The sequence below is a fragment of the Phyllobacterium myrsinacearum genome (assembly GCF_002980555.1).
In the GTDB taxonomy this organism is placed as follows: Bacteria; Pseudomonadota; Alphaproteobacteria; order Rhizobiales; family Rhizobiaceae; genus Phyllobacterium; species Phyllobacterium myrsinacearum.
Genome location: NZ_PVBT01000003.1, coordinates 571129 through 589549, shown reverse-complemented (window position 1 = coordinate 589549; position 18421 = coordinate 571129). Strand labels below are relative to the sequence as shown.

General features: G+C 61.3%; 22 protein-coding genes. 7 read left to right on the top strand and 15 right to left on the bottom strand.

What is annotated here, in order from left to right:
• The first annotated feature begins 71 nt into the window (after window positions 1-71).
• On the top strand, window positions 72-575 hold the full coding sequence (locus C5750_RS13590; RefSeq protein ID WP_425350453.1) for a DUF1036 domain-containing protein: 504 nt from the start codon (window positions 72-74) through the stop codon (window positions 573-575).
• A complete protein-coding gene (pyk, locus tag C5750_RS13585) occupies window positions 572-2008 on the top strand; it encodes a pyruvate kinase (RefSeq protein WP_105734406.1) in 1437 nt (478 codons plus the stop codon). The genes C5750_RS13590 and pyk overlap by 4 nt, the downstream gene beginning before the upstream one ends.
• 52 nt (window positions 2009-2060) lie before the next feature.
• Here pyk and C5750_RS13580 read toward each other — a convergent pair whose 3' ends face one another.
• The 5 genes from C5750_RS13580 to C5750_RS13560 form a co-directional block, all read right to left on the bottom strand.
• Window positions 2061-2687, bottom strand: coding sequence for a tetratricopeptide repeat protein (locus C5750_RS13580; protein WP_162800131.1), 627 nt, complete (start codon window positions 2685-2687; stop codon window positions 2061-2063).
• Window positions 2688-2747: 60 nt separating this feature from the next.
• Window positions 2748-2873, bottom strand: a complete 126-nt coding sequence (ykgO, locus tag C5750_RS13575; protein WP_091880250.1) for a type B 50S ribosomal protein L36 — start codon at window positions 2871-2873, stop codon at window positions 2748-2750.
• 440 nt (window positions 2874-3313) lie between these two features.
• Window positions 3314-4387, bottom strand: coding sequence for a 5-(carboxyamino)imidazole ribonucleotide synthase (locus C5750_RS13570; RefSeq protein WP_105734404.1), 1074 nt, complete (start codon window positions 4385-4387; stop codon window positions 3314-3316).
• Window position 4388: 1 nt separating this feature from the next.
• Window positions 4389-4886, bottom strand: a complete 498-nt coding sequence (gene purE, locus C5750_RS13565; protein ID WP_105734403.1) for a 5-(carboxyamino)imidazole ribonucleotide mutase — start codon at window positions 4884-4886, stop codon at window positions 4389-4391.
• Between the two features lie 95 nt (window positions 4887-4981).
• Entirely contained in the window at window positions 4982-5185 is a 204-nt protein-coding gene (locus C5750_RS13560) for a YdcH family protein (protein WP_008128260.1), read from the bottom strand.
• 226 nt (window positions 5186-5411) lie between these two features.
• Between C5750_RS13560 and C5750_RS13555 the strand changes: the two genes are divergently transcribed.
• Complete coding sequence (locus tag C5750_RS13555) at window positions 5412-5591, top strand: YdcH family protein (protein ID WP_105734402.1); 180 nt, start codon at window positions 5412-5414, stop codon at window positions 5589-5591.
• A 118-nt stretch (window positions 5592-5709) separates the two neighbouring features.
• On the opposite strand, the gene C5750_RS13550 is transcribed toward C5750_RS13555, so the two are convergent.
• The 3 genes from C5750_RS13550 to C5750_RS13540 form a co-directional block, all read right to left on the bottom strand.
• Window positions 5710-5973, bottom strand: coding sequence for an ArsR/SmtB family transcription factor (locus C5750_RS13550; protein WP_105734401.1), 264 nt, complete (start codon window positions 5971-5973; stop codon window positions 5710-5712).
• Between the two features lie 63 nt (window positions 5974-6036).
• Window positions 6037-7278: an MFS transporter gene (locus C5750_RS13545; RefSeq protein WP_105734638.1), complete on the bottom strand. Its 1242-nt coding sequence runs from the start codon at window positions 7276-7278 to the stop codon at window positions 6037-6039.
• A gap of 106 nt (window positions 7279-7384) precedes the next feature.
• Entirely contained in the window at window positions 7385-7570 is a 186-nt protein-coding gene (locus C5750_RS13540; protein WP_105734400.1) for a DUF1192 domain-containing protein, read from the bottom strand.
• Between the two features lie 96 nt (window positions 7571-7666).
• Between C5750_RS13540 and C5750_RS13535 the strand changes: the two genes are divergently transcribed.
• Window positions 7667-8671 (top strand): NAD(P)H-quinone oxidoreductase, encoded by a 1005-nt coding sequence (locus tag C5750_RS13535; protein ID WP_105734637.1) that lies wholly within the window; start codon window positions 7667-7669, stop codon window positions 8669-8671.
• A 59-nt stretch (window positions 8672-8730) separates the two neighbouring features.
• Here C5750_RS13535 and C5750_RS13530 read toward each other — a convergent pair whose 3' ends face one another.
• Complete coding sequence (locus tag C5750_RS13530) at window positions 8731-10932, bottom strand: esterase-like activity of phytase family protein (protein ID WP_105734399.1); 2202 nt, start codon at window positions 10930-10932, stop codon at window positions 8731-8733.
• A 226-nt stretch (window positions 10933-11158) separates the two neighbouring features.
• On the opposite strand from C5750_RS13530, the gene C5750_RS13525 reads away from it, so the two are divergent.
• Window positions 11159-11854, top strand: a complete 696-nt coding sequence (locus C5750_RS13525; RefSeq protein WP_105734398.1) for a DUF1013 domain-containing protein — start codon at window positions 11159-11161, stop codon at window positions 11852-11854.
• Between the two features lie 86 nt (window positions 11855-11940).
• Window positions 11941-12465, top strand: coding sequence for a GNAT family N-acetyltransferase (locus tag C5750_RS13520; protein WP_105734397.1), 525 nt, complete (start codon window positions 11941-11943; stop codon window positions 12463-12465).
• Here the strand turns inward: C5750_RS13520 and C5750_RS13515 are convergent.
• From C5750_RS13515 to C5750_RS13500, 4 genes are all read right to left on the bottom strand, one after another.
• Entirely contained in the window at window positions 12462-13169 is a 708-nt protein-coding gene (locus tag C5750_RS13515) for a helix-turn-helix transcriptional regulator (RefSeq protein ID WP_105734396.1), read from the bottom strand. The two genes, C5750_RS13520 and C5750_RS13515, sit on opposite strands and share 4 nt — an antisense overlap.
• Before the next feature lie 12 nt (window positions 13170-13181).
• Entirely contained in the window at window positions 13182-13769 is a 588-nt protein-coding gene (locus C5750_RS13510) for a DJ-1/PfpI family protein (protein WP_105734395.1), read from the bottom strand.
• A gap of 28 nt (window positions 13770-13797) precedes the next feature.
• Entirely contained in the window at window positions 13798-14094 is a 297-nt protein-coding gene (locus tag C5750_RS13505; protein ID WP_105734394.1) for a DUF1127 domain-containing protein, read from the bottom strand.
• A 130-nt stretch (window positions 14095-14224) separates the two neighbouring features.
• Window positions 14225-16135 carry a propionyl-CoA synthetase gene (locus C5750_RS13500; protein ID WP_105734393.1) on the bottom strand — a complete coding sequence of 637 codons (1911 nt, stop codon included), beginning with the start codon at window positions 16133-16135 and terminating at the stop codon, window positions 14225-14227.
• A gap of 136 nt (window positions 16136-16271) precedes the next feature.
• On the opposite strand from C5750_RS13500, the gene C5750_RS26560 reads away from it, so the two are divergent.
• A complete protein-coding gene (locus C5750_RS26560) occupies window positions 16272-16436 on the top strand; it encodes a hypothetical protein (protein WP_165401873.1) in 165 nt (54 codons plus the stop codon).
• Here C5750_RS26560 and C5750_RS13495 read toward each other — a convergent pair.
• Both C5750_RS13495 and C5750_RS13490 read right to left on the bottom strand, forming a co-directional pair.
• Window positions 16431-17195 carry an SGNH/GDSL hydrolase family protein gene (locus tag C5750_RS13495; protein WP_105734392.1) on the bottom strand — a complete coding sequence of 255 codons (765 nt, stop codon included), beginning with the start codon at window positions 17193-17195 and terminating at the stop codon, window positions 16431-16433. The two genes, C5750_RS26560 and C5750_RS13495, sit on opposite strands and share 6 nt — an antisense overlap.
• Window positions 17196-17275: 80 nt before the next feature.
• Window positions 17276-18301 carry a class I fructose-bisphosphate aldolase gene (locus C5750_RS13490; protein ID WP_105734391.1) on the bottom strand — a complete coding sequence of 342 codons (1026 nt, stop codon included), beginning with the start codon at window positions 18299-18301 and terminating at the stop codon, window positions 17276-17278.
• Between the last annotated feature and the right edge of the window lie 120 nt (window positions 18302-18421).

Sequence of the window (18421 nt, the reverse complement as noted above, 5' to 3'; positions counted from 1 at the left end):
TTCCGCCCATTAGCGCGTTGACAATGCACGTGAAACTGCGGAAAAGGAGTCTAAGACGGACGGAGGCAATATTGCGCAGGGGCATCATTTTCCGCGCTGACCAGCATCAGCGGACGCGATGGAGCAGCTTTCTAGCGGCTTTTTTATTCATTTTCGCAGCAGGCAGTGTCTTTGCGCCGGAGGAGGCCCATGCGGATTTCCGCGTGTGCAACACCACGCAGAATCTCGTCGGTGTCGCGCTCGGCTACCGGGCGAAGACCGGCTGGATCACCGAGGGCTGGTGGCATGTCAACGCATCCTCCTGCACCACGCTGGTCGTCGGCCCGCTGACCTCGCGCTATTACTACCTCTATGCCGAGGACGCCCAGAGCGGCGGCCGCTGGGATGGCAAGGTCAACATGTGCGTGGCGGAAAACCAATTCAAGATTACCGGTATCAATGACTGTTTTGCGCGCGGGTTTCAGCGGGCGGGATTTCAGGAGTATGATACCGGCGAACAATCAAGCTGGATGGTCCAGCTTACGGAAGAAAATCCTCCCTCAGCTCCAATTGTAACGGATACCCCTCCTCGATGAGACGCCGCCGTAAGGTCAAAATCCTCGCCACACTGGGTCCCGCTTCATCCGACGAAGCGATGATTCGCAAATTGTTCGAAGCCGGTGCCGACGTGTTCCGCATCAACATGAGCCATGCCAGCCATGAACTCATGCGGGAACTGGTGCGCCGCCTGCGCAATGTCGAAAAGGAAGTGGGCCGCCCGATCGGCATTCTCGCCGATCTGCAGGGGCCGAAGCTGCGCGTCGGCAAGTTCGCCGAGGGCAAGGTCGACCTCGTTCCCGGCCAGATCTTCACGCTCGACAACAATGAAGCGCTGGGCGACAACACGCGCGTCTTCCTGCCGCATCCGGAAATCCTCGAAGCCGTCGAAGCCGGCCACCGCCTGCTGATCGACGACGGCAAGCTGGCGCTGGTCGCCGAGGCATCCGATGGCAAGTCGATCACCTGCCGCGTGGTTTCCGGCACCAAGATATCAGACAAGAAGGGCGTCAGCCTGCCCGACACGACGCTGGGCGTCGGCGCCCTGACGGAAAAGGACCGCCGCGATCTCGATGCCGTGCTGCAGGAAGAGGTCGACTGGGTGGCCCTGTCGTTTATTCAGCGGCCGGAGGATCTTGCCGAAGTGCGCAAGATCTCGCGCGGCCGCGTTGCCCTGCTCTCGAAGATCGAGAAGCCGCAGGCCGTCACCCGCCTTGCGGAGATCATCGAGCTTTCCGATGCGCTGATGGTCGCCCGTGGCGATCTTGGCGTTGAAATGCCGCTGGAAGCCGTTCCCGGCATCCAGAAACAGATCATCCGCGCCTGCCGCCGCGCCGGCAAGCCGGTCGTCGTCGCCACGCAGATGCTGGAATCGATGATCACTGCGCCGGTCCCGACCCGCGCCGAAGTGTCCGACGTGGCAACGGCCGTGTTCGAAGGCGCCGATGCCGTGATGCTGTCGGCCGAATCGGCGGCCGGCGACTACCCGGTCGAAGCGGTCTCCACCATGGCCCGCATCGCCGAAGAGGTCGAGCGCGACCCGAACTATCCCGGCATCATCCATGCGCAGCGCCCCGAGCCGAATGCAACCGGTGCGGACGCCATCTCGCTTGCCGCACGGCAGATCGCCGAAACGCTGAACCTGTCCGCCATCGTCACCTATACGGCATCCGGCACCACGGGCCTGCGCGCGGCGCGTGAACGGCCATTGCTGCCGATCATCGCCCTGTCGCCGGTTGTCGAGACGGCGCGCAAGCTCTCGCTCGTCTGGGGCCTGCACTGCGTTGTCACGGAAGATGCCACCGATCTTGACGACATGGTCGACCGCGCCTGCCACATCGCCTATCAGGAAGAGTTCGGCAATCCCGGCGACCGCATCATCATCTCGGCCGGTGTGCCGCTGCGCACGCCCGGCTCGACCAATATGCTGCGCATTGCCTATATCGGCTCGGATGGGCTGACAGGGATCTAAAAACCATCATTCGGACTGGCGGCGACAGGCCGCCGGTCTGAAAACCCGAAAATCAGGTACGCTGACCCGTCAGTTCCTCGGCCAGTTGGCCCGCCTGCTTCTGCGCTTCGCGCATCATCGGATAGACTGCAAGAACCTGCTCGAAGGCATGCAGGGCGCCTTCCTTGTTGCCGGTATCCTTGAGGATGGCCGCCAGCCCCGCCAGTGCCCCGAAATGACGCGGCTCCAGCGACAGCGTCTTCTGGATATCGGCCATCGACCGCCCGTAATCATTCATCAGGAAATTGACCGTAGCGCGCCGGTTCCAGCCTTCGGCAAAATCCGGCTTCATCACGGTGACCTGATCGAGAAAATCCAGCGCGACGGCATATTTCTTTTCCGTCATGGCGAGGGCCGCCCACTGCATCATCAGATCGACGGTCGCGCTGCCGGAATTCTGCCATTGCGTCTGGATCTGTTCGGCGATGCGGGTGGCCTTGGCTTCATTGTGCTCGCGCTTCAGGGCAAAGAACAATTCATCGAGGCGGGCAGAGCGCTTTTCCGCCAGGGTCTTGCCGGGCAGCGAGGCCGCCTGTGGCGCAGCCGCTGGGACGTCCGTCCCGGATGTTTCCTGCGCCAGTGCCAGCGCCGGCGACATCATCAGGAAAGATCCGATAAAAAATGCAAAAACGTTCCGCATGATACGGATCGTAGCCCGTATCAGCGAAACGTCAAATGCAAATAACCGTGAAACGGTAAATCAGCCCTGGCGCGCTTTGAAACGCGGCGCAGTCTTGTTGATGATGTAGATGCGGCCCTTGCGGCGCACCAGCTGATTGTCACGATGACGGCCTTTGAGAGCCTTGAGCGAATTCTTGATCTTCATTTCAGCACCGGTATCTTTACGCCCGAAACCGGGCACCAATAATAAAGCGCGCCTCTGGAGCGCGCCGGAAACACGTTGCGGGGAAATAGCCAAGGATTGCCCCGATTGTCAACTCCCGACTCATGATTCATATGGCGATTCATGCATCGGGATTGAATTTATTTGTCCCTAGAGCGGTTTGCGGCCATATTGGATCAGTTCTGTTTCCCGGATGGCGAGACAATCCACGCGGAAGGTAGCGAGGCCGATGTTTATCCATCGGACGACGCTGCCTGACAAAGTGGGTGTCCGCCAGCCGGAAACCCGAAGGGCCGGGTGAATTTGGCCCAATTCCATCGGGCTTCGGCTTCGCCCGATGGATAAACATCGGTCTCGCCAAACCCCTCGACCTTGAACCAAATTCCCCCCGGCAGAACGATTCAATATGGTCGCAAACCGCTCTAGAGCCGCTTTGTAATGCGCGTGACGTGGCCCATCTTGCGGCCGGGACGTGCATCGGCCTTGCCATAGAGATGCACGACGGCCCCGCTTTCCGCCAGAATCGCCGGCAGTTTCGCCACATCGTCGCCAATGAGATTTTCCATCACGCAATCGGAATGGCGCCGTGTATCGCCGAGCGGCAGCCCGGCAACCGCACGGATATGCTGCTCGAACTGCGAGACCGCGCAGGCGGCTTCCGTCCAATGGCCCGAATTGTGCACGCGCGGCGCAAATTCATTGGCCAAAAGCGTCCCGTTGGCCAGCACGAAGAACTCCATGCCGAGGACGCCGACATAGTTGAGCGCCGCGAGCAGCTTGTGTGCCGAATCGGCCGCGAGCCCGGCGATGGTCGACGACACGGACGCCGGCACGGTCGAGGTCGCCAGAATGCCGTCCCTGTGCACGTTCTCGGCAATGTCGTAGATGCGGATATTGCCCGCCGCGTCGCGCGCCGCGATCACCGAAATCTCGCGGGTGAAATCGACCAGCCCTTCCAGAATGGAGGGAACGCTGCCGATGGCGGCAAAACCCGCCTTGGCGTCTTCGCCCTTGGCGCCGGAAAACTTGACCTGGCCCTTGCCGTCATAGCCAAAGCGGCGGGTCTTGAGGATGCCCTTGCCCTCGAAGGCGAGAAGCGCCGCTTCCAGATCGCCCTCATTCTCGACAATACGCCATTGCGCCGTCGGGATGCCGGCCTTGTTGAGGAAACGTTTCTCGGTCACGCGGTCCTGCGACACTTTCAATGCCTCGGGCGGCGGAAAGACCGGCGTGGTTTCATTCAGTGTCTCGGCCGCATCAACCGGCACGTTTTCAAATTCATAGGTGATGACATCGCTCAGCTCAGCCAGGCGCTCCAGCGCATCGGGATCATCATAGGCCGCAACGATCTGCTCATTGGCGACCTGCGCGGCCGGACAATCCGCCTGCGGTTCGAGAATGACGGTGCGATAGCCCAGACGCGCCGCTGCCATGGCGAGCATGCGGCCGAGCTGTCCTCCGCCGATAATGCCGATAGTCGATCCTGCTGCAATCATCTCATGCCTCGTCAGATGGCCGTTCGGCGACCTTTTCGCTCTGCGCCGTGCGCCAGCCGTCCAGCCGTTTTGCCAGTGCGGCATCGTTCAGCGCCAGAACAGCCGCAGCCAAAAGGGCGGCATTGACCGCACCGGCACGGCCGATCGCCAGGGTGCCGACGGGAATGCCGGCGGGCATCTGGACAATGGACAGAAGCGAATCCTGCCCGGAAAGGGCTTTTGATTCCACCGGCACGCCGAACACCGGCAGCGGCGTCATCGAAGCGGCCATTCCCGGCAGATGGGCGGCACCGCCCGCACCGGCAATCACGACCTTGAAACCGGCATCGCGGGCGCCCTTGGCAAAGGCAACCAGGCGGTCCGGCGTGCGGTGGGCGGAAACGATGCGGTCATCGTGAGAAATACCGAGCGCATCAAGTGTCTCGGCGGCGTGGCGCATGGTTGCCCAATCGGACTGGCTACCCATGATGATTGCGACGTCAGCGCGTTTATCGGCCATTGAACATCCTCTGATCAGCGGAGCGTGCAGGGATTAACGGAAAAGCGGAGACGCTGCAAGTTATCGGCAGCCCGCCGGTCATGACCTGTTGAAAATCAGGCAATAATGTCTGGGATGATCTTGTCTTCAAGCTCGATGAGCTTGTCCTTGATGATGAGCTTCTTCTTTTTCATCCGCTGGATTCGAAGCTGGTCGCAACCAACCTGGATCATCGCTTGTATGGCGGCATCAAAATCCAGATGCTCCTGTTTCAATCGTGCGACTGCCAATCGAATGTCAGCCTGATCCTGGTCGGACATGCAGTGATTCCCGGTATTTTGTTCTAGAAGAATCCAATGTCTGGTCCGGCGTTCGAGAATACCGGATCAGCACGTGGCAATACCATATTTTACATGACAAGAAAATCCTACGAAACAAATTCGACAATTGCTTCAAGTGGTGGCAGAGTGTCACGGCTCTGTCATAATCTCGCCCTTTGGCAGGCGGAGCATGAACGAGTAGGAAACCAACCAAGGGAGAAGCCGGATGGCCATTGAGTCTCATCTTGAAACGCTTGAACGTAAGCATGGTGCACTCGAGAAGGAAATCTCCGAAGCGCTGGCAAGTCCTGCCACCGACGATTTGAAGATCACCGATATGAAACGCCGCAAGCTCATGCTGAAAGAGCAAATCGAAAAACTGAGATCGACCGCCACGCGCCATTAGAGCCTTTGGCCGACAGACGAAGAATTTCAGCCGGTTGCCGGAGAGGCAACGGGGCTGGCACTAAAACAAAAACCCGGTCAGAGACCGGGTTTTTTATTGGCCGTACGACACGCGGCCATCATTCGCTCCAGAACTGGTCCAGCCATAAATTCAGGTGAAAGAAGCCGCTGTCGTCGACGGCATAAATCCGGCGTGTCCCCTCGGCCTTGACCTTGACCAGTTGCGCATCCAGCAGCGCCTTCAGGTGCTGGGATACCGCAGGACGCGAAATGGGCAGACCAAGCGCCAGTTCATTCACGGTCTTGGGACCGCGCCGTAACTCTTCCAGCAGATAGCGGCGGTTCGGATCGGAAATGGCTGCAAATGCGTCGGTTTCGGCCATGCCGAATAGTCGTTTTAAACTGCCGGCAATGTCAACGCATTTTGTACGAAAAACGCCGGAACATCAGTCCGGCTGGGCTTCCGCCCTGGGATCGAGCTTGATGCCCTCGGGCGTTGCCCGTTCCGACGGCACGGTCTGGAAATTGTCCCGCATCGCAATCGGCATGGCCGCCCGCATGCGCGAGCGGATGATGGCATGGGTCATGATCGAGACATGTGCCAGCGCGGTGATCGCAAACAGGCCCTCGGGCGCAACATATTCCATGGCCCAGGCGCCGAGGATCGGACCGACCATGGTGCCGAAGCCATAGAGCAGCAGCAGGCCGCCGGTCACCTTGACGAAATTCTGCGAGTCCGAATAGTCGTTGGCATGGGCCACGGCCACCGGATAGAGCGTATAGGCCAGTCCGCCATAGATCGCCGTCATGAACAGGATGACCGTTGCCTGACGCGAGCCGATCAGGAAGATCAGGATGCCGATGATCGCCGCCGCACCGGCGACGAAAGCCAGGACATAGCGCCGGTCGGTGCGGTCGGACATGCGCCCGACCGGGATCTGCATCAAAGCGCCGCCCATCACCGAGGCGCTCATCATCAGGGCGATTTCCGTGGTGGTGATGCCCGTCGCCGCGCCATAGACGGCGCCCAGCGTGCCGAAGGCGCCGTTGGCAACGCCGATCAGCATGCAGCCGACAAAGGCAACCGGCGAATTGCGGTAGAGCGCCTTGAGGTCAAGCTGCACTTCCGTCAGCGGTTTCGGGCTGCTGGCGGTGGAAATGGCCGTCGGAATCAGCGCCAGGCAGAACAGGACCCCCGTCAGCATGAAAAAGGTGCCGTTGTGCACGTCGCCGAAGCCGATCATCATCTGGCCCGCCGTGATGGAGGCAAAGTTCACCACCATGTAGAGGCCGAAGATCTGACCGCGGTTGGCATTGGTCGCCCGCTCGTTCAGCCAGCTTTCGATCACCATATAGGCGCCGGCCATGGCAAAGCCGGTCAGCGCCCGCAGCGCGATCCAGGCGGTGGCCTGCACGAGGATACCGGTCATCAGCGCAACAATGGCGGCAATGGCGGCAAAGGCGCTGAATGCCCGGACGTGGCCGACGCGGCGCACCAGGCGCGGCGCCAGCAGGCAGGCGGTAATGAACCCGCCGGCCCAGGCGGTACCGAGAAGACCGAGCGATGTGGTGGAAAAACCCTCCGCCCCGCCGCGCAACGGCAGCAGGAGCCCGTGCAGGCCCGAGGCCATGACCAGGAATGACGTGCCACACAAGAGGGCGAAGACCTGAACGAACGAACGGAACACAGCGATACCCCAATGCTTGGACGGATGCCGGCAAACAAGCCGGTACAGGCCCGTCTCGATCAGCAATGCGGAGACATCATGACATCCGCATCATTTACGTTCCGTTTCAGCGAAAAAGTGCTTCCGCCGCCAGCTTGCTGCTGCCCTTGCGCGTGCGCTCTTCCTCAAGCCGGGTGATTTCCGCCCGCAGGATGCCGATGCGCTCGTCCAGCTCGGCGACGGAAAGCAGAGAAAGTTCCTGCCCGATCTCGTGGGCAACCCTGCGTTTCGGTTCCTCGTCGAAAAGTGACATCATGTCCTCCACTTGCCGCTTTATGCTGAAAGGATACAGTCCCCACGCTTCGAATTGCAAATCATTCAAGCGAATCAACTGAAGGAGAGCATGTCCATGGCCAGTAAAATTCCGACGACGATGACCGCGATCGAGATCACCCAGCCGGGCGGTCCGCTGGTCCTCAAGCCGGGAAAGCGCGGCGTTCCGGAAGCAGGGCCGAATGAACTTCTGGTTCAGGTGCATGCGGCTGGCGTCAACCGGCCTGACGTGCTGCAGCGCCAGGGTCATTATCCGCCGCCGCCCGGCGCATCGGACATTCCTGGCCTTGAAATTGCCGGTGACGTGGTCGCCGTGGGCAGCGCCGTCACGCGCTTCCGCCCCGGCGACCGGGTGACGGCACTGGTGGCGGACGGCGGCTATGCCCAGTACTGCACCGTGCACGAGACCACGGCCCTGCCGATCCCGGCGGGATACGGTTTCATCGAAGCCGCCGCCCTGCCCGAAACCTTTTTCACCGTCTGGCACAATGTCTTCGAACGGGGCGGCCTGAAGAGCGGCGAGACATTCCTCGTGCATGGCGGCACATCCGGCATCGGCACCACGGCGATCCAGCTTGCCAGCGCGTTCGGCGCCTATGTCATCACCACGGCCGGTTCCGATGACAAATGCGAAGCCTGCCTGAAGCTTGGCGCCGACCGGGCCGTCAACTACCGCACGCATGATTTTGTCGATGCGGTGAAGGAAGCCACCGGCGGCAAGGGCGTCAACCTGACGCTCGATATGGTCGGCGGCGATTATACCGAGCGCAATTACGACGCTGCCGCCGTCGACGGGCGGATCGTGCAGATTGCCCATCTCAATGGCGCCAAGGCCACCGTCGATGTGTCCAAAATCATGATCAAGCGGCTGACCCACACGGGATCGACCCTGCGGGCACGCCCGGTCGAGTTCAAGGCCGGCATTGCACGGGAACTGGAGCTGAAGGTCTGGCCCCTGCTGGTGCAGCGCCGCGTCGCACCGGTCATCGACATGGTCTATCCATTCCACGAGGCGTGGCGCGCGCATGAACGCATGGAGGAAGGCAAGCATGTCGGCAAGATCGTTCTCGACGTCAGCTGACATGCCTCAAGCAAAAGGCCGCGCAGCAAGCGCGGCCTCCTGCAAGCGTTGCGGACGGCTCAGTTTGCCGCGCTGACCTTGCCGATGCCGAAGAACAGCGTTTCGCCGGATGAGCCGTCGACGCCGTCATTGTCGGTGACCGCATAGCCGTTGCCGGCGACATCGACGGTAAAGCCTTCCAGCTTGTCGACGATATAGCCATTCGTGCTCTTCAGGTCGGCGATGAAGTCGCGTGCCAGCGTCTTCTCGGCAACCGGCAGCTTTTCGCCGAGCTTTGCCGGTTTCAGCCCGTCCAGCGCCACGCGATAAAGCTTCTTGTTGACCGCCTTGTCGCCAATCAGATTGTCGCGTTCGACAATGTAGAGCTGGCCGTCATGGGCGGTGATTTCGGAAAGACCAACCCAGCCGTCGCCGCTCTTCTTGTCCAGCGGATAGGAGACGGCACCCCAGCTCTTGTCCTTGACGTTGTAGCTCAGGAGCTTGACGAAGCCTTTTTCATCATCCTTCCATTCCCGCTGCACAGCCATCCACAGAACGGTGGCATCGCCTTCGCCGACGCGGGTGATCCCTTCCAGCCCGAAACGGGTCTGATGCGGCAGCAGCTCTTCGGGAAGTGCGATTTCCTTCTTGATCTCGCCCTTCTCGTTGACGTTGAAGATCGCATGCGGCACCAGCTTGGACTGGTCGCCCTCATTGGCAAGCCAGAAGCCGCCCGCGCCATCGGTGGTGATGCCCTCCAGATCGAGCTTCTGGGCCGGCTGGCCGCCGCGCGTGACCACCAGTGCCCGGGTGATCTTCGCCGGTGTCTGCTTGGCATCGATGGTGTAGATGGCGGGCGCAGCGGAATAGAACGAGTCCGAGACCGCATAGAGCTTGCCCGCCTCCTTCAGGTCTGCAACCAGGCCCGACAGCGCACCCCAGCCCAGCGGCGTACCGTCATCCTTCGATGCCGACACGATTTTCGGATAGGCCGGTTCCTGGTCTTTCAGCTCATAGATCATGACATGGGAACGCGCGCCGCCATCCGCGACCAGATCGGATTCATTGGCGGTGACGAACAGATTGCGCGAGGGAATGGCAAGAATGCCTTCCGGGGCGATGCCCGATGGCAGCAGCTGCACGAATTCCGGGTCCTTGCCGGTATCCTTGTAGACGCCGACGACAGAGGCGCGCTCGCTGGCAACGAAGATGTAGTTCGTGTCGCCATATTGGGCGACTTCGGCACCTTCAAGTTCGACGCCCTTCTTGTTGCGCTTGTCGGGATAATGGCCGGCCGCCGCAATCCTGTGCTCCAGCGAGGGCCCGGATTCGTAGAGAACCTTGCCATCGGTGGAGAAGATCGTGAAGCTGCGCGAACCGCCCTTGTAGTCGCCTTCATTGGCCACGAGAATGCGGTCATTCCCCAGCCATTTCACGGTATCCGGCTCGCGCAGGACGCCCTTCATGCTGCCGTCGAATTTCAGCGCGCCGTCGTTCTTGACGTCGATCTTGTCGAGGTCGACCGTACCGGCGGAGAAATGCGAGGTGATCTTGCCGCTGGCCGCATCGATGATCGCGATGTGGTTGTTTTCCTGCAGGGTGACGGCGATCTGGTTGTTCGCGTTGATCGATACGAATTCCGGTTCGGCATCCTCCGGGGCGATGTCGGCGAGACCGGTCAGAGTGACCGTCTTCATGCTCGTGCAATCGGGCGCGCCATTCTTCAGCGAGAAAATCTTGAGATCGCCGGAGGGAAGCTGCGGCAGCTCGCCATCATTGAGCTTTTCGTCGCGCTCGTTTTCGATGGCAACGGCAGCAAAGGTCCTGTCGGGCGAGACGGCGACCGAATCCGGCTGACCGCCGAGATCACAGCTCGTCAGCACCTTGCGCGCCGCAAGGTCGATCACGTCAAGCCGGCCGGAGGGATTCTTGTGGTCCTTGGAGGTGTTGACCGCAGCCAGCACCATGGCGCCGGCGACCGCGACGGACGTCGGCTCGCCTTCGACCTTCAGCAGGCCGCCCGCCTTGGGTTTGGCAGCGTCGGTGATATCGATGAAGCCGATGGCGCCGTAGGGGCTGTCCGAATAGATCAGCGTCTTGCCGTCTTCCGAGGCCGTGATGATTTCCGAAGACGTCGGCTTGGACTTGTCTGCATCCTTGGGCAGGTTGTCAGCAACCGGGAAGCTGGCAATCCGGTTGAAAACCGGTTCGGCAGCGGCTGGCAGGGCAACGGAAGCGGCCAGAGCGGTCCACAGTCCGATGCAAAGGGTCTTGCGCGGCATTGTTGAATCTCCTCTTGTTTACAAGGGATCACTTGCCCGCGGGCGTTGCAGCGGCATGACAATTTCATGACAGTTTGATGAAACCAGTAATTGCATTCGGTTGCTGCTAAAACCGATTCTTGCTCAATCGGGAATTTACCGCTATATAACGCCTCGAATTCCCGGAAATTGTGGTTGAACCCACGTCCCGCCTCACCGGAGCGGACGAACGAGAGGACTATATTCAATGGCCACCCAGCTTCTCATGCCAAAGGCAACGGCCGTCTGGCTTGTCGACAATACCGCTCTGTCTTTTGACCAGATTGCCGCCTTCTGCAAACTGCACCCGCTCGAGGTGAAGGCGATTGCCGACGGTGAATCCGCCCAGGGCATCAAGGGGCTGGATCCGCTGATGACCGGCCAGCTCTCGCGCGAGGAAATCGCCAGGGGTGAAGCCGACATCAATCACAAGTTGAAGATTCTCGAGCCGAAGGTGCGTGTGCCGGAAGCCAAGCGCAAGGGACCGCGCTACACGCCGCTGTCCAAGCGCCAGGATCGCCCGAACGCCATCCTGTGGCTGGTGCGCAACCATCCTGAACTGAAGGATGCGCAGGTTTCGCGCCTCATCGGCACGACGAAGTCGACCATCGAGCAGATCCGCAACCGCACCCACTGGAATTCCAACAATCTCCAGCCGATGGACCCGGTGACCCTCGGCCTGTGCTCGCAGATCGATCTCGACCTTGAGGTCGAGCGTTCTTCCCGCAACCGTCCGGTCCAGCCCGGCGAAGGCGGCGATACATTGCTGCCGGCATCGGCCACGGAAAACCTCGACATCCAGCCAGCCGTCCGCGAAGAGGACGAAGAGCTCGATGCGGACAAGGTTTTCGCCAAGCTGTCCTCGCTCAAGGGCCGCAATGCGGACGAAGACGAAGACGAATAAGCCCGACGATTGCCTTGACGGGCAGTCCTGGAATCGAGAAAGCTCCGCCTCCGGTGGAGCTTTTTTCTTTTACGGGAGGTACAGCCTTGCTGCCGGTATTCGAGACAGACCGCCTTTTCCTGCGCCCGCGCACCGCAGCTGATATCGAAGCCTGCATGGCCATGGACCGCGACCCGGAGGTGACGAAATATCTGCCGGGGCCCTGGCAGGACCCCGAGGCGCACCGCCGTTTCGTCACCGCGCGCATGGAGGCCGATTTCGGCCCCGGCCTCGGCTACTGGTCGATCTTCGCCAGAGAGCAGCCGGACCTGTTCCTCGGCTGGGTGCTGCTGATCCCGGACGATGCGGTGGGGCCGGATATCGAAATCGGCTGGCGGCTCAATCGCCACGCCTGGGGCAAGGGCTATGCCACGGAAGCGGCGCGGCCGCTCGTCGTGCATGCGTTCGAGCAGGTCGGCGTCGAACGCATCATCGCTGCGATCCATCCCGAGAATGCCGCCTCTATCCATGTGGCGCAGAAGATTGGCCTCAAGGCCGCCGCCGATGGCATCCCATACCGGTGCTTTGCCATGAGCCGGGAGGATTTTGCCGCCGCGCGCGCAGCCTTCTAGGATGCCTTCTTGGCATCGGGCGCTTCGCTGAGTTCCATCCGCCGGTAGAAATCGGCCAGCGTCTTGCCGCGCTCCTGCCGGAAGATGCGTTGCGCCTTCTCGGCCCGGGTGATCCGGTCGATGCGGAATGTACGGAAATCATTGCGCAATTCGCACCAGCTGATCACGGTCCAGACCTTGCCCCAGAACCACAGACCGAGCGGCCTGATGTCCCGTATGCTTTCCTTGCCGTCCATGTCCTTATAGGCCACCGACAGCACCTGGCACTGGTCGGCGGCGTTCTCGGCAAGATCGATCATCGCCCGGTCATGGCTGCTGATATTGGTTCCCGACGAATGAATATGCGTATTGGCAATGCGCGGGCGGTCATCCTTGGGCAGGACAGCCCCGATCTTGATGATGGCTTCTTCCGCCGCGCGCGCCATGGAAGCGCCGCCCCAGGCGGTTATCAGCCGGGCGCCGGCAACCAGCGCGACCACCTCGTCGCGCGTGAACATCAGCGGCGGCAGGTCAAAGCCTTCCCGCAGGATATAGCCGACCCCCGCCTCGCCGTCGATCGGCACGCCGGTGGACTGGAGGTCGGCAATATCGCGATAGATGGTGCGTTCAGACACTTCGAGCTTTTCCGCCAGCTGGCGTGCGGTAACCAGCCGCCCGCCCCGAAGTTTCTGTACGATCTGAAAGAGACGGTCTGCACGGCGCATCCTGCTAATCCTTCACACTGCCTGATACTCGCGCGCAATAAAGCTGCGCATCTCGGCAATCTGTCCCGCCTGCTCCGGCAGGAACGCTTCGAGAAATTCCGTGGCAAAAGTGCCCGGTGCCGATCCGGCGGCGCTGACAATATGCGCGTCACGCACCGCATGGGGCACATCCTGATACAGGGAGGAACCGGCATAGTCTCCGATCTGGGATTGTATCCAGCCTGCGCCGTTGCTGGTGTGTCTGCGGCCTTCGAAAACACCCGCGCGGGCAAGAGCCAGCGTCCCGCCGCAGATGCCGCCGACAATGCCGCCGCGCGACAGAACCGAATGCAGCAGCGGCGCAATGTCAGGAGCATCCTCCGACGGCCAGGTGTTGGCGCCGATCACCGCAACCGCGTCCAGATCGGTATTGTCCAGCGGATCGAGCCCGCGATCCGGCACGAGATGCAATCCGCCAATGGACCTGAGGGGACCGGCCGCCGGCGCCAGGGCAACCACCCGCGCACCGAACCATTCGACGGCCGATCCTGAAAGCAGACCGAACTCCCAATCGGCAAACGCATCGATGAATACAAGGCCGATTGTCTTTTTCTGGTCCATTGCTGTTGCTCCCTTCCGGCGCTGCTGATCAGTATTCTAGCTTGAAATGTCCGTTCTGGCTTGTTTTTCCGGTTGCCGTATGGGCCGGACGCCGTGAACGGGCGGATGGGCGGACAGCGCCGGCATTGTCATTGCCGGCGATTTCCTTCATTGAATTGCGGCGTGCCAGACGTTCCGCATAGGCATCCGGCCAGCCGATATCCTTCAGCAGATAGTCCGGGAGTGCGCTGACGGAGCGTTCAGTCCGCATTTCGTCACGCACATGTGCATAATGTGACCACAGGCGCCTGACTGTTCCGACGATTCCAAAATCAACCATATTCATGACCCTGTCTCCTTTGCTTACGGAGACACTATCGCACACCCCTCCTGACAACCTTCTGTCAGGAGCCTGTCAGCAGGGGCAGGAAAGATGCGGCCCGGATTTGACGGGGACAGGATGATCGCGCGGGCGGTCAACCGGCGGGAATGCCGATGCCCCTGGCGTTGAGCACGGCCTTGATCTCGTCGAGGATGGCGGGATCGTCAATGGTGGCCGGCATGTTCCATGGCTCCTGATCGGCAATCTTCTGCATCGTGCCGCGCAGGATCTTGCCGGACCGGGTTTTCGGCAGCCGCTTGGCCGTCACCGCGATCTTGAAGGCCGCAACAGGGCCGATCCGCTCGCGGACCAGGGCGACGCATTCCTGCTCGATATCCGCCGCCGCGCGGGTGACCCCCGATTTGAGCACGATAAAACCGCAGGGAACCTGGCCCTTCAGATGGTCAGCAATGCCGATGACAGCGCATTCCGCCACGTCGGGATGGCTTGACAGCACCTCCTCCATCGACCCCGTCGACAGGCGATGCCCGGCGACATTGATGATGTCGTCGGTACGGCTCATGATGTAGATGTAACCGTCCTCATCGATGATCCCGGCATCGGCGGTTTTGTAATAGCCGGGGAATTCCGCCATATAGGCGTCGCGGAACCGCTGGTCGGCGTTCCACAGCGTCGGCAGGCAGGCGGGCGGCAGGGGCAGCTTGACCACGATATTGCCCAGTTCACCCCGCTTGACCGGGTGTCCGGCGTCATCGAGCACCTGCACGTCATAACCGGGCATGGGCACGGCCGGCGACCCGTATTTGACCGGCAGCATGCCCAGACCCGCCGGATTGGCCGCCATGGCCCAGCCGCTCTCCGTCTGCCACCAATGGTCGATGACGGGAACGCCCAGCTTTTCCTCGGCCCATTTGATCGTGTCCGTATCCGCCCGCTCGCCCGCCAGAAACAGATATTGCAGCGAGGACAGGTCATATGTGCCGATGAACGTGCCTTTCGGGTCTTCCTTCTTGATGGCGCGGAACGCTGTCGGCGCGGTGAACAGCACCTTGACCTTGTGCTCGGCGATCACCCGCCAGAATGTGCCGGCATCGGGCGTTCCCACCGGCTTGCCTTCGAACAGGACGCTTGTCGCGCCGATGAACAGCGGCGCATAGGCGATGTAGGAGTGGCCGACCGCCCAGCCGATATCGGAGGCGGCCCAGAACACGTCGCCCGCAGCCGTGTCATAGACCGCGCCCATCGACCACGCCAGCGCGACGAGATGGCCGCCATTGTCGCGCACCACGCCCTTCGGCTGGCCCGTGGTGCCCGAGGTATAGAGGATATAGAGCGGATCGGTTGCCTTCACGTTCGCGCAGGGCACCTTTCGTCCGCTGGCGGCAGCAACGGCCGCGGCATAGTCGATATCACGCCCGGCAACCAGTTCGTGCGGCTGTTGCGGGCGCACGAGAATGAGACAGGAGGAAACCTTGTGCGCCGCCTGTTCGATGGCCTTGTCCAGCATCGGCTTGTAGGCCACCACCCGGCCCGGCTCAAGGCCGCAGGAGGTGGCGATGATCATCACCGGCTTGGCATCGTCGATGCGCGTGGCCAGCTCGTGCGCGGCAAACCCGCCGAAAACAACCGAATGCACCGCGCCGATGCGCGCGCAGGCCAGCATGGCCACCACCGCTTCGGGCACCATCGCCATATAGATGATGACGCGGTCGCCCCGGGCGACACCCCGATCGGTCAGCACCGCCGCCAGCGCGTTCACCTCGTCAAGCAAGGCGGCATAGGTGATCTTGCGGCCCGTGCCGGTCACCGCGCTGTCATAGATCAGGGCGGCCTGATCGCCCCGGCCGCGCTCCACGTGACGGTCGACGGCGTTGTAGCAGGTGTTGCACTCCGCTCCCGGATACCAGCGGCCATAAGGCTGATGCGTGGCATCGAAGACCTGTTCCCACGGCCGCGACCAGTCGATGGCCTCGGCGGCCCTGGCCCAAAATCCCTCCGGATCGGACTGCCAGTCCCGGTAGACCTGTGCATAGCGTGATGTCATGAATATCCTCCCAGATGACGTACCTTCCCCAATGTGCGTCCCGGAGTCAAAGGCGGATTTGACAATTGGCGCGGGATCACACACTTGTCGGATCCCCATCCACCCCTTCCCTCAGGCGGCAGGCTTTGTAACGACGATGCTCAAGATTCTGCCGCTGCTGCTGATCGTCCTGATGGCGCTGCACCTGATCAAGCCATTGGGCTGGCCCGGCATGAAGAAGCGCGGGGATTTCTGGAAAATCGCCGCCGGAGCGATATTTGCCATGCTGGTGGTCGTGGTGCTGAGCCACAGCGGGTTATGAGTTTGCTTCGCCTTCGCGCGCGGTAGCTTCCCTCACGGTGAGATTAAGCACATAGGGCACGAGATGTTTCGCCCAGGCATCGTAGCCGAGTGCGGAGGCATGGAAACCATCGCTGGAAAAGCCTTCGGGACCTTCCACCGGCAGGCGCGGCGCCGGTATTGCCATGCGTTCTCGGCAGAGCCGCTCACCCATGGCGTTGATGGCACCGGCCCGCCCTTCCAGAATGCGCCCGAGCAGCGGCGGCATGGCGGGCACGTCGCGGAAATCAATGACCGGCGACCAGACGACCGAGGTCTCCGGCCACTTTGCTTTCAGCGCATAGAGCAGCCCGCCGAATTCCTTCTTAAAGCGGGCAACCGAATGAAAGTTCTTGGTGTCGTTGGTGCCAGCAGTCAGAACGATATGGGTCCACATGCCCCGCTCGATATTGGGCACCACGTGATCGCGCAGCTGGCCCGATGTCGCCGAATTGAATCCGGCGGCGCGCCAGATGATCTTGCGTCCCGTCCGGCCCTGCAGGTGCACGGCAAGCCGCACGCAGAGGCTTTGCCAGACATCGCTCACCCCAACGCCGGCGGCCGAGGAATCGCCCAGCACCAGCAGGCGGATGGCCGGCTCCTTGCCCGCGATCTCGCCCACGGGAAAGGCTGGCGGCGGCAGCATGCGCTCGGTCTTCAGGCGCACGGCAATGCCCTGCCACGCATAGACCGGAAACAGCAGCCAGCTGACAAGCGGATGGAAAGCCGATGGTTTGGTCAAACAGTCCTCACAGCACACAAAAAAGCCCGGACCTCAATCAGGCCCGGGCTCTATGAGAGCTGTTTTTGGATAAGAAACGCTTAAGCGGCCTCTTCCAGGTCCTTTTTCCAGCCGCCGGTTGCGGCAAGGCTGTTCATTTTGGCGCGGTGCGCGAAGGCGCGCTGACCGGCTGCAACGTTTTCCGGCTTGCCGTTCCAGGCGCTCAGGGCAGCGGCCTGCAGGGCGCGGCCATAGGAGAATGTCAGCTTCCACGGCAGATCGTGCGCAGCATTCATGGCCGAGAGATGCGCCGTTGCCTCTTCATCCGACTGGCCGCCGGACAGGAAGGCAATGCCGGGCACGGCGGATGGAACCGTCGCCTTCAGGACACGCAGGGTCTGCTCGGCCACCTGTTCGACCGAAGCCTTGCGGGCATTCTTGCCGTCGATGACCATGTTCGGCTTGAGAAGCATGCCTTCCAGCACGACGCGGGCATCGTAAAGTTCAGTGAAAACGGTCTTCAATACCCATTCGGTCACGTCGTAGCAGCGCTCGATCGTGTGGGTACCCGGCTTGCCGTCCATCAGCACTTCCGGTTCGACGATCGGCACGATGCCGGCTTCCTGGCAAAGGGCGGCATAACGGGCGAGAGCCTGTGCGTTCTGCTTGACAGCACCCCATGTTGGCAGAGCGTCCGAAATGTTGATGACACCGCGCCATTTGGCAAAGCGCGCACCCAGCTTGTAATATTCGGCCAGCCGCTCGCGCAGGCCGTCGAGGCCTTCCGTGATGGTCTCGTCGGCAAACCCGGCGAGGCTCTTGGCACCGGCATCGACCTTGATGCCCGCAATGCTGCCGGCCGCTTTCAGGATCTGCACGAAGGGCGTGCCGTCCTTGGCGTTCTGACGCAGGGTTTCATCATAGAGAATGACGCCGGAGATGTAGTTCTTCATGGCATCGTCCGAGCGGAACAGCATTTCGCGATAGTCGCGGCGGCTATCGGCTGTCGATTCCAGCCCAATCGTATCGAACCGCTTCTTGATTGTTGCGGTACTTTCATCCGCAGCAAGCAGGCCCTTGCCGCTGGCAACCATTGCAATCGCGATATCTTCCAGGCGTTCGCTCATAGATCATGCACTCCGTTTCTAGTGGTCTGGCCCATACCAGAAGCTCATATCAAACGAAATGGCAGTTCAAGCCTTTGAAACGATTGAAATTTTTTCAACCGATTTAACAGGATAACATTT

Coding starts and splice junctions, on each gene's coding strand:
- C5750_RS13510 (WP_105734395.1), bottom strand. CDS start 13,769: ATGGACCAGAAAAAGACAATCGGCCTTGTATTCATCGATGCGTTTGCC.
- C5750_RS13490 (WP_105734391.1), bottom strand. CDS start 18,301: ATGAGCGAACGCCTGGAAGATATCGCGATTGCAATGGTTGCCAGCGGC.
- C5750_RS13525 (WP_105734398.1), top strand. CDS start 11,159: ATGGCCACCCAGCTTCTCATGCCAAAGGCAACGGCCGTCTGGCTTGTC.
- C5750_RS13505 (WP_105734394.1), bottom strand. CDS start 14,094: ATGAATATGGTTGATTTTGGAATCGTCGGAACAGTCAGGCGCCTGTGG.
- C5750_RS26560 (WP_165401873.1), top strand. CDS start 16,272: ATGCTCAAGATTCTGCCGCTGCTGCTGATCGTCCTGATGGCGCTGCAC.
- C5750_RS13500 (WP_105734393.1), bottom strand. CDS start 16,135: ATGACATCACGCTATGCACAGGTCTACCGGGACTGGCAGTCCGATCCG.
- C5750_RS13580 (WP_162800131.1), bottom strand. CDS start 2,687: ATGCGGAACGTTTTTGCATTTTTTATCGGATCTTTCCTGATGATGTCG.
- C5750_RS13560 (WP_008128260.1), bottom strand. CDS start 5,185: ATGTCCGACCAGGATCAGGCTGACATTCGATTGGCAGTCGCACGATTG.
- purE (WP_105734403.1), bottom strand. CDS start 4,886: ATGGCCGATAAACGCGCTGACGTCGCAATCATCATGGGTAGCCAGTCC.
- C5750_RS13530 (WP_105734399.1), bottom strand. CDS start 10,932: ATGCCGCGCAAGACCCTTTGCATCGGACTGTGGACCGCTCTGGCCGCT.
- C5750_RS13515 (WP_105734396.1), bottom strand. CDS start 13,169: ATGCGCCGTGCAGACCGTCTCTTTCAGATCGTACAGAAACTTCGGGGC.
- ykgO (WP_091880250.1), bottom strand. CDS start 2,873: ATGAAGATCAAGAATTCGCTCAAGGCTCTCAAAGGCCGTCATCGTGAC.
- C5750_RS13570 (WP_105734404.1), bottom strand. CDS start 4,387: ATGATTGCAGCAGGATCGACTATCGGCATTATCGGCGGAGGACAGCTC.
- pyk (WP_105734406.1), top strand. CDS start 572: ATGAGACGCCGCCGTAAGGTCAAAATCCTCGCCACACTGGGTCCCGCT.
- C5750_RS13550 (WP_105734401.1), bottom strand. CDS start 5,973: ATGGCCGAAACCGACGCATTTGCAGCCATTTCCGATCCGAACCGCCGC.
- C5750_RS13540 (WP_105734400.1), bottom strand. CDS start 7,570: ATGTCACTTTTCGACGAGGAACCGAAACGCAGGGTTGCCCACGAGATC.
- C5750_RS13555 (WP_105734402.1), top strand. CDS start 5,412: ATGGCCATTGAGTCTCATCTTGAAACGCTTGAACGTAAGCATGGTGCA.
- C5750_RS13535 (WP_105734637.1), top strand. CDS start 7,667: ATGGCCAGTAAAATTCCGACGACGATGACCGCGATCGAGATCACCCAG.